Source organism: Neobacillus sp. 204 (assembly GCF_046562815.1).
In the GTDB taxonomy this organism is placed as follows: Bacteria; Bacillota; Bacilli; order Bacillales; family Cytobacillaceae; genus Neobacillus.
Genome location: NZ_JBJORY010000027.1, coordinates 35606 through 48923 on the forward strand (window position 1 = coordinate 35606; position 13318 = coordinate 48923).

Sequence of the window (13318 nt, forward strand, 5' to 3'; positions counted from 1 at the left end):
AGGCTTTGGGGAGTTATTCGTAAAATCTATGTCACCAACCCACCCTAAGGAATAGGATATAAAGCAATAAAATGGGGGTGACGTGATGGCGGTTGTGAAGGCAAGTTCATCCGATATTGATCTTTTAGCGCGATTACTTAGAGCGGAAGCTGAAGGAGAAGGAGTTCAAGGGATGCTCCTTGTTGGAAACGTGGGAATAAACAGGCTTCGTGCAAATTGCTCTGATTTTAAAGGTCTTCGAACCATTCCACAAATGGTATTTCAACCACATGCTTTTGAAGCAACGACAAAAGGATATTTTTATCAGCGAGCTAGGACAGCAGAAAAACGTTTAGCACAAAGAACGATTAATGGTGAAAGGTTTTGGCCGGCAAAATACAGCCTATGGTATTTCAGGCCACAGGGAGATTGCCCGCAAACTTGGTATAATCAACCCTTTGTGGCGCGGTTTAAATTGCACTGTTTTTACCAGCCAACTGGGGAAGAGTGTCAAAGAGTTTATAATACCTTTGGGTAACAAGGGAGCCGTCTGTTTGCGGCTTCTTTTCTTATAGCTTGCAGTAATTGCTTTTCGGAAGGCTCACTTTTCCTTATAATAAGAGATGTTTCTTACATAAAGGGTGGGTTTGTATGGATAATGGTTTTTCTTTAAGGCAAGTGTTACTGCTTTTGTTGATGACATTAACAGGGGTGGTTTGGTCAGTTAGTTTTCATCATCCGCTTGTGGTTGGATTTTTTCCAGGCTACATCATGCTTGTTTGGTTAGCAAAGAAAAAAGATCTATCGATCAAACAGATTTTACAGATTAGTATTTTAGGTGTTAACAAAACAAGAATCGTCATCTTAATCCTATTTCTAGTAAGTTTTTTACTGCCGTCTTGGTACTTATCAGGTACCATTCAGCAAATGGTGAAAATGGCCCTGCATTTTATTATTCCAGGTCATTTTTTTGTTTTATCCTTTCTCTGTGCAATGGTATTCTCAATGCTTCTTGGAACAACTGTGGGGACTTTAAGCGCGATTGGCTTACCGATTATCGGGACGGCAATCCTTTTGCAGGTTCCCGTTGATATGGTGGCTGGCGCTTTGGTTTCTGGTGCGTTCGTTGGCGATCGGACTTCGCCGTTTTCAAGTGCCCATCAACTTTTAGCCCATACTGTTGAATTACCCGTGAAAAGTCAATGGAAGGCGATGCTGTTTACTACACTTGCGGCTATTATTCTATGCATTTGCTTCTATGGAGCTGCTGACTATCTCGTTTCAGAAAAAGCTGCTTTTCATCAACAATATATAAATTGGAGTGATCTATCAGCTAGTAAATTTATCCCGCCAGTCCTCTTAATCACATGTGTTCTTTTGAGAATCAGTATCGTGTATGCCTTTTTAACTAGTATTCTATCCGCTTCAGTTATTGCACTTTTCAGTGGAACATCCTGGCCAAAACTCTTTTCTTCAATGTGGTATGGCATCGAGGGTCTGGGGGGAGGATTCCTTCATATGTACGAATTACTCCTGTTTTTAGCCTTGGCAGGGGCGTATAATGGACTATTGGAAGAAATGAATGTCATTCAGCCTTATTTAGATAAATGGTTACAAACCTCTCGCTCTCTAACGGGTGATACCCTTAAAACGCTGCTGTCGACGTTTTTGATTACGCTCATAGCGGCCAATCAAACTCTGCCAATTATTCTCACGGGGAGGTCCTTCCTACCTCATTGGTCAAATAAATATGGAAAAGAAGAATTAGCTCGAGTCATGGGGGATACGACCATGTTATTTCCGGGAGTAGTGCCGTGGAGTGTTCTTGCCATCATGTGCAGTACCATCGTCGGTATACCAATCATGGATTATCTACCTTATGCGCTTTTTTTATGGATTTTACCTATGTTAACAGTTTTGGTATCTTTGGTAAAACAAGGTCGAAAATCCAAAGAAAAGCGAACAGAGATTGCTTGAAAATAGAGAACAATTTACCTAAGGAGTGATAGAAATGGCACGTGTTTTATTTATTAATGCTGGTTCAGAAGGACATATCAATCCAACTATTGGAGTCGTGCAAGAGCTTATTTCGCGTGGAGAGGAGGTAGTGTACTTTACGATAGAAGCTTTTCGAGAGCGAATTGAGAGGACGGGGGCTACTGTCCGAACAATTGACGGTGAAAAATTTATTAAAGCTTTTATCTCAGGTGGAAGAAATTATTTGCTAGAAAGAATCAACGGTCTCTTACATACTGCGGATATCGTCATACCTAGCGTTCTTGAACAGATCAAAGGAGAGCATTTTGATTACATCATCCACGATTCTATGTTTGGTTGTGGACGTTTACTAGCCCAAATCCTTAATCTTCCAGCAATCAATTCTTGTACCTCTTTTGCGCAGACAAAAGCATCATTCGATAATATATTGGAATCGCAAATTCCTACAGAAATAGTTAAACCTATTTACGATGAATTTCAAAGTCTGACGGTAAAACTGAAAGAAAAATATGATGTGGAGATCCATTCTCCTTACGAAGTTTTTTGTAATCCTGCACCACTTACAATCGTTTATACAACTAGGGAGTTTCAACCTTTTGGAGAAGCTTTCGACCAAACTTACAAATTTGTAGGTCCATCCATATCTTCACGATTAATGGAGGATGACTTTGACCTTGCTGCTATCAAAGGAAAAAGTCTCATTTACATTTCTCTCGGGACAGTTTTTAACCGTGCTGTTGATTTTTATAAGCTTTGTTTTCAAGCATTTGGAAATACCAATCACACGGTCGTCATGTCTATTGGGAAACAAACTCCACTACTTGATTTAGGAGAAATCCCCCAAAACTTCATTGTTAAAAAATATGTTCCACAAACGGAAGTGCTAAAATACACTAAATTATTTATCACACATGGTGGAATGAATAGTACCAATGAGGGTCTCTTCTACGGGGTTCCGCTAATAGTAATCCCACAAAGCGCGGATCAGCCGATAATTGCCGGACAAGTGGAAAATATTGGAGCTGGTATTAAATTGCAAATGCAAAGCTTGACTGCAAATCAACTATATGAAGCTGCAGATCAAGTGTTAAACCACCCATCTTTCCATAAAGCTGTTGCTAATATTAGGGAATCCTTTCAAAAACCGGGTGGGTATCACCAAGCTGTTGATGAGATTTTCGAATTTAAAAGTCAAGTTGATATCAAAATATAAAAATTTCTCAGCTGCCATTATTGGTGGCTTTTTCTTTTTTAGCTGACGGGACAAAATTATTTAACAAGAAAAATATTTTAATTCTTAAAAAAACGCTCAGAGATTTTTCACTCTGAGTGTTTTTTTTATTTCAATTGTAATGTTATTTAAATTGATAATTCAGTTGCTAATTCAATTCGTGTATAAGTTACAACTTTTCTTATCAACTTAAGAAATATATAAATTAGAAGAAGGTGTATTATGGCGAAAAATGGTTATCGGTCATTCACCATCATTTCTTTAAGCTTGGCATTATTACTAATGTCATCCTGTAGTCAGTTACAAGGAAAAGAGGAATACAATAAGAGTAAAACTCCTCGTGAAGTTTTAGGTTTCTACACAGAACAGGAAGGAACGTTTCCAGGGTCTCAACCAACAGTTAACTCTCATTTCACCAGTTTAAGCATCATTGCACCCTTTTGGTATAAACTTGATGATAAACGTCCAGGCAGTCTTATAGATTCCGTTACAGCAGATCATAAGAGAAAGGTTATTCAGAGTGCTCATAAAAAACACCTGAAGGTATATTTGGTTGTACATAATCTTTTCTATGAAACCGTGGAGAAGGGCAAGCAGGTAGCGAGTAATGTACTCGATAATGATAAAAACCGCAATGTTTTCATTCAGAACTTACGCAATGAAATGAATCAGTTTAAATATGACGGTATTAATATTGACATGGAAAATTTGTATTTAACTGACCGAGATTCCTTTAGTCTCCTGATAAAAACATTGTCTAATGCTCTACATCGTGATGGAAAAGTAGTTACGGTTTCAGTCCCGGCAAACACAGGTGATTCGCGTGCTAATCCCTGGTCACCGTGGTTTGATTACGAAAAGCTTGGTCGATTTTCAGATAGGTTAATGATTATGACATACGATGAACACAACCCAAGAACAACACCCGGGTCGACAGCATCAGTCGATTGGACAGAAGCAACGATTCGTTATGCATTGAAACATGGAGTACCACCATCAAAAATTTTACTCGGTATCTCTGGTTATGGATGGGACTGGGATACAACAGCAGGCAAGGCCTTGTATAGCTCCTATGCACTGTTAATGGATCAGAAAGCAAAATATAAAGCTAAAGTTATATGGGACTCCCGTTCGCAAACACCTCATTTCAGTTACGTAGATAATAAACATCATAGCCACCAGGCTTGGTTTGAGAATAGCTATAGTCTGAGGTTTAAGCTAAACCTTGTCGAAAAATATAACTTACAGGGTATCGGGATTTGGCGGCTCGGCTTAGAAGACCCAATGTACTGGACGACTATACCCGAGAAAATAAAAGTAAAAAAGTGATGGAATGGTCCTCCATTTCCTGAACTTATGGGAAAACTCCATTATCCTTTGAGGCTCCTTTTATGTAAGCTTTGTGAATGAAGTTCCTTGTTCTTTCATATATGTTAATAAAGAATTGGGACAAGGAATGATCATATGCTAAAAAAATTGGCGATAATCGGCTTCGGTAGCACCATGATCGGGATTGGCATTAATGGATTTATTCTTCCTTTGCACATTATTAATGGGGGATTTTTAGGCATCAGCCTGCTCCTAAAATATATTTGGGGTTTAAAAGTAGGGATTACTTTTATCTTTCTGAATATCCCTGTATACTTGTTCGCATTTAAATCGGACCCAGGATATTTTACGGGTGGTGTCATTGGAGCACTCTGCACGGGGATTATGATTGAATTGTTTCGGCCATTAAATGGAGTGTTTCAATTGACTCTTATCAGCACTGTTATTATCGGGGCGGTGATCATTGGAAGTGGAGTTGGGGTCATGCTCCGATATCATATTAGTCCAGGCGGAATGGACCTGCTTGCATTACTCATCGCCAAATGGTCTAGAGTGAATGTTGGGGTGATTATGTTTGTGATGGATGCTGTTATTATTATTACCGGTTTGTTCCTGCTACAAGATGTGAAACTTTTTTATTCGCTCGTCATCGTTGCGATAGTGGGACTAATGGCAAGTCTGATTACCACTATGAATATTGAGCAGAATGTAATAAAGTAAATATTACATATTAGGGGTAAGATGACTAGATATAAAAAGGCTAGTTAATAAGGAGAAATACGATGGAACCTCTCAGAGATCTGATCAACGAAAATTTAAAGGTTTTATTTGTTGGTTTTAATCCAAGCATTCGCTCTAGTGAACTTGGGCATCATTATGCAAGTCCAAACAATCGTTTTTGGAAGATATTGTACGAATCAGGGTTAACGCCACGGAAATATGAAGCAATGGAAGATGCCAAGCTTTTAGATTTAGGATTTGGATCTACTAATATTGTTGAAAGGCCGACAAAGGCAGCGGATGAAATTACGAAAGAAGAGTATACGGAGGGAAGTGAAATCTTAAAGAGGAAGGTCGATCAGTTTAAGCCAAAGGTAGTCTGCTTTGTTGGAAAGGGAGTCTATCAGCAATACAGTGGTTTAAAAGTAATTCCGTGGGGAAGGCAACCCAAGGATCTTGTACCTGGAGTTGTTGATTTCGTTGCCCCATCTTCAAGTGGCTTGGTTCGAATGAAAATGGAAGAAATTATCGACATCTATAAAGGTCTTGTCCCGCTTCTATCAGAATAAAACATCGAAGGGATAAATAGTTTCCCGACGATGTTTTTTTGTTAGGATTCGAATTTTTTCTTATAATGGGATAAAGCAATAAGAGGAAAAATATAGCGATAGCTGTGATAGTGAATATAAAAACCACCTGCCATCCCTTGCCCCTTGGGATAAGCGGAAGTCCAGTCTTCTTTTTCAAGGGATGTTAATAAATAAGTGATTCCCTTTTGAATAGACGAGGTCGGTTCATCTGAACTGGAAATCAAGGCATCAAGTGCCCAGGCTGTATGTGTTAAGGTGCTTGCTTGCAATGGAACATACGCTTTTTCACTGTCACTATGGCAGGACTCTCCCCATCCGCCATCCTCATTTTGAATCCCTTGTAACCATTTCTTGGCCTTTTGAATGGCTGAATGCTCAGAAGGGATCCCGACAGCCATTAAACCTGTAATAGCTCCCCACGTTCCATAAAGATAACAAATCCCCCATCTTCCATACCAAGAACCATCCTTCAATTGCTTTTTCAACAGCCAGTTAACCCCTTTATTAATTGCTTTATGGTCTCTTGATAAATTCGTGTAATTCCCCAAAAATTCTAAGGTCCGCCCAGTAATGTCTGCACATGACGGGTCGGTCAGTAAAAATTCTCCTTTTTCAAGTGGGAGGAATTCGAATAACTTTGTGTCGGTGTTTTTTTCAAATGCCGCCCAGCCGCCGTCGTCATTTTGCATCGTCAATAGCCAATTTAGTCCGCGGTCCCAGGCATGTCTTTCAAGTGGAATAATTCTTGAAATAGACCGAAGTGATGCAGTGGTATCATCGACATCTGGATTCATCGTATTAACATCGGAAAATCCCCAGCCGCCAGGCATAGTCTTTGAATTATGAATAACCCAATCTCCAAATTTATAATGCTGCCGATTTAATAGGTATTGATTAGCCTTCGTTAGCATTGGATCGTCTGTAGCAACCCCAGCGGACTGCAATGCATAACCAATTAACGAAGTATTCCAGACATTTGCTGTTGTGTATTGCATATGCGGATGACCATTGATTTCACATTTCATCGCTAGCAAGCCATTCACGGCCTTTGTAATCACTGGATCTGTTTTCTTATATCCTTGCGAAAGTAAGGCAAAAATCATCAAAAATGTACAGCTGTAATAACTGTAAAAAGTGCCGTCAGGCTCAAGGTGCTCCAGCATATAATTCTTCGCACGCTCGACCGCTAGCTTATGCAACTGTTCAGGTATACCCATTAATCTTTTGACCCCATCCTCGATAAATGAAAACAAGGAGCGATATTCTAAGGAACGAAACCAAGGATTTTTCTGATTCCGATGTATAAACAGATCGGAAAGGTTTGGGCTTTTCTCAGTCTTGATGAAAAACTTTTTGTCGGCCAGAAGAATAATTGGCGTTAGATTGGCTCGGCCAAAGACCGAAAAGGAATAAAAATTAATCGGAAAATAGTGTGGCAAGAGGATAAATTCAATTGGAAGAGGTGAAAAATCTGGCCATCCATATTGGCCGGTTAAAGAAAGCATTACTTTTGTAAAGATACTTACTTCTTCTAAACCTCCTTTTGATAAAATAAATCTTTTCGCTGCTCGCAAACGTTTGTCATCCTTCTTTGCGTACCCCGAATACAACAAAGCGTAATAGGCTTCAACAGTAGCGCTGAGGTTACCATCTCCTTCATCATAATAGAGTTTCCAAGCCCCATTTCTCTCCTGTTTGCTTAAGATTCTCGCAACCAAGCCTTGAATTAATTCTTCATCATTTAATTTCAATGTCCGCAATAAAATGATCATATAGGCATCTGTTGACAGTCCTGTTTCAAAGGGATAGTTCCAAGATCCGTCGGGAGACTGGTCCGTTCGAAGCCTATCGATAAGCCAATTGATGCCCTTACTAGTATTGATCATAAGTAAGTACTCATTCCTCTCCCAGTAAATTATTCTCATTCATACATATTCCATTGGTGGAAGGAGAATTCGTAAAGGAGGTCATGTGCCATATTTTTTACGAGAAATCGCGAGAAACCCCCACTTGAATTGATTAGAGAAGAATTAAAGAAAAAGAGCAAACAACCCGTTTTGCCGCAAAAACTAACGAAAGCAGAAGGGGTGCTTCTAGAACAAATTAGAGTAAAAACGGAGGAGCATAACTTAAATAATGTGACAAGAACCAAGGCCTATTTGGAATTTTACCTTCAACATCCTGAAATCCATTGGGCCTTTCTTGGACACATGGTCTCTCGTAATGGCGGCTGGAACATGACTGACTTAAAAGGAGAATTCCTCACCCGTTTGCTCTCGAAAAAAGAAAGAGAAACGTTTTTTGCCTTTTTAGAGCGAGGGAATTGGCTGATTTTCCAAGATGTATATCCGCAATTTTTGCTGTACAAGGAAAGTTTAAGGCAAAATAAACCGTTGTTTCATTTATGTTCTTGCCTAAATATTTCAACCTTCATGGAAACGATATGGAATCAATTTTGGCTCAAACAAGAATCCTATATCCTTGCCATCGCGCTTGTTATTAATGAACAAAGCTATTTGGAGCAACGAGTGGTTCAAAATCCACTGTATCAAAAAGGAGTGTTAAATAAATTTGAATTTATCCTCCAGGATCTGCTTTCCTTTAACCATATTCTCTTTCCCTATGAAAAAAGAAACCTTGCCGGGCAAACTCTGCATCAATTTGAGTCATTACATGAACGAATTTTACTAGGAAAAAGATTATATTCGGTCCTTTTTAAAAATAAGGAGCGTTTAAAACAGGTGTTGGAATGGGCTATGGCTCATCCACATACTGGATCAAGGAAGGATTACTGGCCGCATATTTTTAATAACGTAAACGAAGGAAATCCTGGCTTTGCTTATCAAACCCGCTTAAAAGCTTGTCAGCTCAGACCACGGGCAAGGAAAATTTATAGTCCAGCCCTTGAAAACGCATGGAAGAATGTCAGTCAAATGGAAGCTGAAAAAGGGGACTGGTTTAAAAATGATCGTGTTGTGGATTATTTAATTGAGAATCATGAAAAAATGGACGGGGAGATAAAAAATGAATACTGTAAAACACTTGAACGACTCGAGCTCGCAGCCATCGCCAAAAAAGCGATTTCGATTTTGGACTAACCCATCCCTTGCTGCAGTGTTTTTAGCTAGTCTGGTCGCTACGTATTTAGATCTATATTTCGTAGGGAAACACCTCTATCGCTTTCCAATGAGGCCAATGCCAACTATATTTTCCATTAATATTGCATTTTTACTAGTGGTGCTGCCAGTGTTGGTTTTTGTTTTTCTTCGGGTCATGGATCATGTGAATAAATGGGGGAAGGTAGGCTTAATTGTTTTTATCAGTCTTTTGATGCCCATTTTTGAAAGGTTATCGGAAGTGATGGGCTGGTTTGAACACGCTGAGAACTGGGAACATATCTATTCGTTTTTTGGGTACTTGCTTTTTTTAACGTTTATTTATTCTTACTACTGCTGGATGGCGAAACGAAAAGGTTAACAAACAAAAAGCCGAGACTTTCATCTCGGCTTTTGCGATGTAACCCTTAGTTACACCTTGCCCCTTCCGTCCGTACAGTGGTTAAGTGTCCCGCAACAAGCGAATGTTCGGAAGGGGTACTATTATATTACCACAAGCCTGGTAGAAATATAACCAATTTAGGGTGCGAAACTTTCTTTTCTTGATTGGAAAGTGTATGATAATAATGATTTTTACATAAAGGAGTGTTTTCTAATGGCTAAAAAAGGATACATAAAAATGGAAAACGGCGAGACAATTAAATTTGATTTATTCCCAAATGAAGCGCCTGGGACAGTAGAAAATTTTGAAAAGTTAGCAAATGAAGGTTTTTACAATGGAGTAGTATTCCATCGTGTTATTCCTGGTTTCGTAAGTCAAGGCGGCGATCCAACTGGAACTGGAATGGGTGGTCCAGGCTACACAATCAATTGTGAAACAGAAGGAAATCCTCACAAGCATGTTCCCGGTTCCCTATCCATGGCACATGCAGGTAGAAACACAGGTGGTAGCCAGTTCTTTATCGTTCATGAGTCACAACCACATTTAAATGGTGTTCATACAGTTTTTGGTCAAGTGACATCAGGACTTGAAACAGCTAAAGCTATGCGTAACGGCGATAAAATGGTCGAAGTTAAAGTATTTGATGAAGAATAGGTAACAGAAGAGGGCTCTAGAAGCTCTCTTTTTTTTGTCTAATTTATGATTCGATAGGGCAAATTAACCTCAAAAATTAATTTGGGGGTCATTTATGAAAAAATTTGCTTTTATGCTTATCCCATTAATGGTATTTACGTTTCAACAACCAACCTCAGCCAAAAAAATTGAAAGTAAAGAACTAAAGGCTGCAATTATCATTGATGATTTCGGCGGTGGGGCGGGTGGTGTGCGTGATTTCCTCGAAGGTGATATACCAATTACCGCAGCTGTCATGCCATTTACAGAAAACTCAACAGAACATGCAAAGTGGGCACATAAATACGGCATCGAAGTGATGATACATCTATCAATGGAACCGAAAAGAGGAAAAAGATCATGGCTAGGGCCTAGGCCAATTACGAATGACCTTTCAGCTGCAGAAGTTAAACAAATTGTTGAGGATGCAATCAAGGATGTTCCGTATGCAGTCGGCATTAATAACCACATGGGCTCCCTTGCTGTTGAAAATGAAGAAATCGTCCGCGCAATCGTTGAGGTGGCGAAAGAAAAAAGATTATTTATTATCGATAGTGCCACGAGTCCAAAGACGAAATTTCCGGAAATAGCCGAAGAGCTAGGTGTACCCATCCTCAAAAGAGATGTATTTCTAGACGACATCTCTTCTTCTTCACATGTTCGAAAACAAATGATTAGACTAGCGAAGGTGGCTGAAATCAAAGGGATGGGAATTGCTATTGGGCACGTCGGAATAACAGGGAAGGTATGTTCGATTGGGGTCGTTCAATCGATGGACGAATTCAAAAGACGACATATTAAAATAGTCCCTGTTTCCAACCTGTTTTCAGGCAAATCAGCAGAAAAGTACTTTATACCATTTAAAAAAGGCAGTTAACCACTGCCTTTTATCTTGTTCATATTACTTTCCCATTTCCTTCTTAACTGATAAAATGTCTCCTATCAAAAAAATATTAATTAGTCAGCAAGGGAGTAGGAATCTTAAAAAATGAAACTAATATCATGGAATGTCAACGGCCTGAGGGCGTGCGTTAAAAAAGGATTTCTGGATTATTTTCAGGAAGTAGATGCAGATATTTTTTGTGTGCAGGAAACAAAACTGCAAGAAGGTCAAATTAATCTGGAGTTGGATGGATATCATCAATTCTGGAATTATGCCATTAAAAAAGGATATTCCGGCACTGCGGTATTTTCCAAAATCAAACCACTTTCTGTTCGGTATGGGGTAGGGGCGGATGAGTCTGAAGATGAAGGACGAATACTTACTATAGAGTTTAACGATTTTTTCTTGGTTAATGTCTATACTCCTAATTCACAAAGAGATTTAGCTAGAATTAACTTTCGTTTGGACTGGGAGGATCGGATCCTTCAACATTTGAAAGAGTTAGATCAATTAAAACCCGTCGTACTTTGTGGGGATTTGAATGTCGCCCATCAAGAAATTGACTTGCGGAATCCCAAATCCAACCTTGGCAATTCCGGGTTTACGGAAGAAGAAAGAGGAAAAATGACTTCTTTACTTGCTGAGGGTTTTATTGACAGCTACCGTCATTTTCATCCGGATCAAGAAGGAGCTTATACGTGGTGGTCTTACATGGCTAAAGTCCGGGAAAGGAATATCGGCTGGCGAATTGACTATTTTATCGTATCGGAAAAATTACGCGAGCGCCTCAAGAATGTGGATATCCATTGCAATGTAATGGGAAGTGACCATTGTCCTATCTTACTCGAAATCAAAAACGATTAGTTTTTCTTATTGAATATCATAAAATTCCTGTCATTTTCTTTATGAAGTAGCTGCTCTATAGTGAATTATATAGAAGTTAACGAAGGGGGAGATGACATGGATATTAAAAATGATGTAAAACAACAGTTTGGAAAAAGTGCAGAATCATATGTAAACAGTGCGATTCACAAAGATGGTGTAGACTTACAAAAACTTGTGCAAATGGCAGCTATCACTGGTAATGAAGAACTTCTCGATGTTGCAACAGGGGGCGGACATACCGCTAATGCCTTTGCTCCCTTTGTGAAGAAAGTGACTGCAATGGATATAACACCTGAAATGTTGAAAGCAGCAGAAAAATTCATTCAGGGAAATGGTCATCAAAATGTCGTGTTTAAAACAGGGGATGCAGAAAATCTACCTTTTTCAGATGGACAATTTGATATTGTCACCTGTCGGATTGCCCCCCACCATTTCCCTCATGTGAATAACTTCGTGGAAGAAGTGCAGCGCGTTCTCAAGCTTTCGGGTCAGTTTTTACTTGATGATAATGTCGTCCCGGAAGAAGATGACTATGACCTATTTTATAATTCTATTGAAAAATGGCGGGATTACAGTCATTTTCGTGCTTGGAAGAAGAGCGAATGGATTCGTATGCTTGAAATGAATGGGTTTGAAATTTATGAAATGCATCGTTTTGAAAAAACATTTCAATTTGAATCATGGTGTAATCGAATGAATTTACCAGAAAGTGAAAAAGGTAAACTTTCCGGATACATCCGAACAGCATCTCAAAACGTACAAGAGAAATTTAAGGTCTCCATTGTTAAGGATCAAGTCATCTCATTCCAAGGTGAAGCAATCATTTTAAAAGCGATTAAAAGGTGAAAAAACCCTTTGCATAAAGAGCAGAATATCTCTTTTTGCAAAGGGTTTTTGCGATTAAACATCGTTTAGTGCTGTTCCGATTACATCAAATTCAGGCAATTTCTCATCCAAAACTGTTTGATTTAATTGCTCTTGTTCCACAGGAGTAACTAATCCTCTTTCATCCTCTTTTTTCTGGAAGTCCATACTCATTTTAGCGTCAGCTCCTTTTTGCTTACACAAATATAAATGTATTTTTTCCTTTAAAAAGGAATCTAAACCCAATTAACTTATCTTTTCTATAGGTATGTAATTATTTAAGATAATTGCAAGTCCAGCAATCCTTGGTTCATCTTTCTTTTAGGCAGAAGGGAAGAATGAAGTGATTACTTTCTTATTGTGAAATGGGAGTTTAATATTGTGTAAATCAATTTCTTAAAAATAGAAAAGAAATGGTTGACGAATGATTGGAAGGATAGTATTATATTCATTGTCGCTGCTACGAAATAACTTAGGTAAAGAGATTTACAAAAATTATTTCAAATGAAGTTGACGTTGAAAAAGTATTATGGTAGAATAATAAATGTCGCTAATCACTTGGTTGGTGAATAAGAATACTAGACTTGTTCTTTGAAAACTAAACAAACAAGATCGTGCAAACAAACAATAAATTTTAGTTTCATTTACGAAACTAAGCCAACGTAACAA

At 38.7% G+C, this 13318-nt stretch carries 14 protein-coding genes; 12 read left to right on the forward strand and 2 right to left on the reverse strand.

Going from position 1 to position 13318, the window contains the following annotated elements:
• The first annotated feature begins 85 nt into the window (after positions 1 to 85).
• From ACJ004_RS29175 to ACJ004_RS29200, 6 genes are all read left to right on the forward strand, one after another.
• Positions 86 to 517 (forward strand): cell wall hydrolase, encoded by a 432-nt coding sequence (locus ACJ004_RS29175; protein WP_410896581.1) that lies wholly within the window; start codon positions 86 to 88, stop codon positions 515 to 517.
• Positions 518 to 630: 113 nt separating this feature from the next.
• Positions 631 to 1956 (forward strand): Na+/H+ antiporter NhaC family protein, encoded by a 1326-nt coding sequence (locus ACJ004_RS29180; RefSeq protein WP_410896582.1) that lies wholly within the window; start codon positions 631 to 633, stop codon positions 1954 to 1956.
• 34 nt (positions 1957 to 1990) lie between these two features.
• The gene (locus tag ACJ004_RS29185) at positions 1991 to 3190 is read left to right on the forward strand and encodes a macrolide family glycosyltransferase (RefSeq protein WP_410896583.1); all 1200 of its coding nucleotides are present in this window, start codon (positions 1991 to 1993) and stop codon (positions 3188 to 3190) included.
• A gap of 240 nt (positions 3191 to 3430) precedes the next feature.
• Positions 3431 to 4537, forward strand: a complete 1107-nt coding sequence (locus tag ACJ004_RS29190) for a glycosyl hydrolase family 18 protein (protein WP_410896584.1) — start codon at positions 3431 to 3433, stop codon at positions 4535 to 4537.
• A gap of 135 nt (positions 4538 to 4672) precedes the next feature.
• Entirely contained in the window at positions 4673 to 5257 is a 585-nt protein-coding gene (locus ACJ004_RS29195; protein ID WP_410896585.1) for a YitT family protein, read from the forward strand.
• Positions 5258 to 5319: 62 nt separating this feature from the next.
• Positions 5320 to 5826 (forward strand): mismatch-specific DNA-glycosylase, encoded by a 507-nt coding sequence (locus ACJ004_RS29200; RefSeq protein ID WP_410896586.1) that lies wholly within the window; start codon positions 5320 to 5322, stop codon positions 5824 to 5826.
• A gap of 41 nt (positions 5827 to 5867) precedes the next feature.
• Here the strand turns inward: ACJ004_RS29200 and shc are convergent, their stop codons facing one another.
• Positions 5868 to 7733, reverse strand: coding sequence for a squalene--hopene cyclase (gene shc, locus ACJ004_RS29205; RefSeq protein WP_410896587.1), 1866 nt, complete (start codon positions 7731 to 7733; stop codon positions 5868 to 5870).
• A 90-nt stretch (positions 7734 to 7823) separates the two neighbouring features.
• Between shc and ACJ004_RS29210 the strand changes: the two genes are divergently transcribed.
• From ACJ004_RS29210 to ACJ004_RS29235, 6 genes are all read left to right on the forward strand, one after another.
• Complete coding sequence (locus ACJ004_RS29210; RefSeq protein WP_410896596.1) at positions 7824 to 8945, forward strand: DUF2515 domain-containing protein; 1122 nt, start codon at positions 7824 to 7826, stop codon at positions 8943 to 8945.
• A complete protein-coding gene (locus tag ACJ004_RS29215) occupies positions 8872 to 9324 on the forward strand; it encodes a CBO0543 family protein (RefSeq protein WP_410896588.1) in 453 nt (150 codons plus the stop codon). Before ACJ004_RS29210 ends, ACJ004_RS29215 begins: the two co-directional genes overlap by 74 nt.
• Before the next feature lie 234 nt (positions 9325 to 9558).
• Complete coding sequence (locus tag ACJ004_RS29220; RefSeq protein WP_410896589.1) at positions 9559 to 9999, forward strand: peptidylprolyl isomerase; 441 nt, start codon at positions 9559 to 9561, stop codon at positions 9997 to 9999.
• Positions 10000 to 10093: 94 nt separating this feature from the next.
• Positions 10094 to 10894 (forward strand): divergent polysaccharide deacetylase family protein, encoded by an 801-nt coding sequence (locus tag ACJ004_RS29225; protein WP_410896590.1) that lies wholly within the window; start codon positions 10094 to 10096, stop codon positions 10892 to 10894.
• Positions 10895 to 11005: 111 nt separating this feature from the next.
• Positions 11006 to 11764 carry an exodeoxyribonuclease III gene (locus tag ACJ004_RS29230; protein WP_410896591.1) on the forward strand — a complete coding sequence of 253 codons (759 nt, stop codon included), beginning with the start codon at positions 11006 to 11008 and terminating at the stop codon, positions 11762 to 11764.
• Positions 11765 to 11860: 96 nt separating this feature from the next.
• Positions 11861 to 12631 (forward strand): class I SAM-dependent methyltransferase, encoded by a 771-nt coding sequence (locus ACJ004_RS29235; RefSeq protein ID WP_410896592.1) that lies wholly within the window; start codon positions 11861 to 11863, stop codon positions 12629 to 12631.
• Between the two features lie 54 nt (positions 12632 to 12685).
• On the opposite strand, the gene ACJ004_RS29240 is transcribed toward ACJ004_RS29235, so the two are convergent.
• Positions 12686 to 12823, reverse strand: a complete 138-nt coding sequence (locus ACJ004_RS29240) for a hypothetical protein (protein ID WP_410896593.1) — start codon at positions 12821 to 12823, stop codon at positions 12686 to 12688.
• Positions 12824 to 13318: the final 495 nt, after the last annotated feature.

Coding starts and splice junctions, on each gene's coding strand:
- ACJ004_RS29175 (WP_410896581.1), top strand. CDS start 86: ATGGCGGTTGTGAAGGCAAGTTCATCCGATATTGATCTTTTAGCGCGA.
- ACJ004_RS29180 (WP_410896582.1), top strand. CDS start 631: ATGGATAATGGTTTTTCTTTAAGGCAAGTGTTACTGCTTTTGTTGATG.
- ACJ004_RS29185 (WP_410896583.1), top strand. CDS start 1,991: ATGGCACGTGTTTTATTTATTAATGCTGGTTCAGAAGGACATATCAAT.
- ACJ004_RS29190 (WP_410896584.1), top strand. CDS start 3,431: ATGGCGAAAAATGGTTATCGGTCATTCACCATCATTTCTTTAAGCTTG.
- ACJ004_RS29195 (WP_410896585.1), top strand. CDS start 4,673: ATGCTAAAAAAATTGGCGATAATCGGCTTCGGTAGCACCATGATCGGG.
- ACJ004_RS29200 (WP_410896586.1), top strand. CDS start 5,320: ATGGAACCTCTCAGAGATCTGATCAACGAAAATTTAAAGGTTTTATTT.
- shc (WP_410896587.1), bottom strand. CDS start 7,733: ATGATCAATACTAGTAAGGGCATCAATTGGCTTATCGATAGGCTTCGA.
- ACJ004_RS29215 (WP_410896588.1), top strand. CDS start 8,872: ATGAATACTGTAAAACACTTGAACGACTCGAGCTCGCAGCCATCGCCA.
- ACJ004_RS29220 (WP_410896589.1), top strand. CDS start 9,559: ATGGCTAAAAAAGGATACATAAAAATGGAAAACGGCGAGACAATTAAA.
- ACJ004_RS29225 (WP_410896590.1), top strand. CDS start 10,094: ATGAAAAAATTTGCTTTTATGCTTATCCCATTAATGGTATTTACGTTT.
- ACJ004_RS29230 (WP_410896591.1), top strand. CDS start 11,006: ATGAAACTAATATCATGGAATGTCAACGGCCTGAGGGCGTGCGTTAAA.
- ACJ004_RS29235 (WP_410896592.1), top strand. CDS start 11,861: ATGGATATTAAAAATGATGTAAAACAACAGTTTGGAAAAAGTGCAGAA.
- ACJ004_RS29240 (WP_410896593.1), bottom strand. CDS start 12,823: ATGAGTATGGACTTCCAGAAAAAAGAGGATGAAAGAGGATTAGTTACT.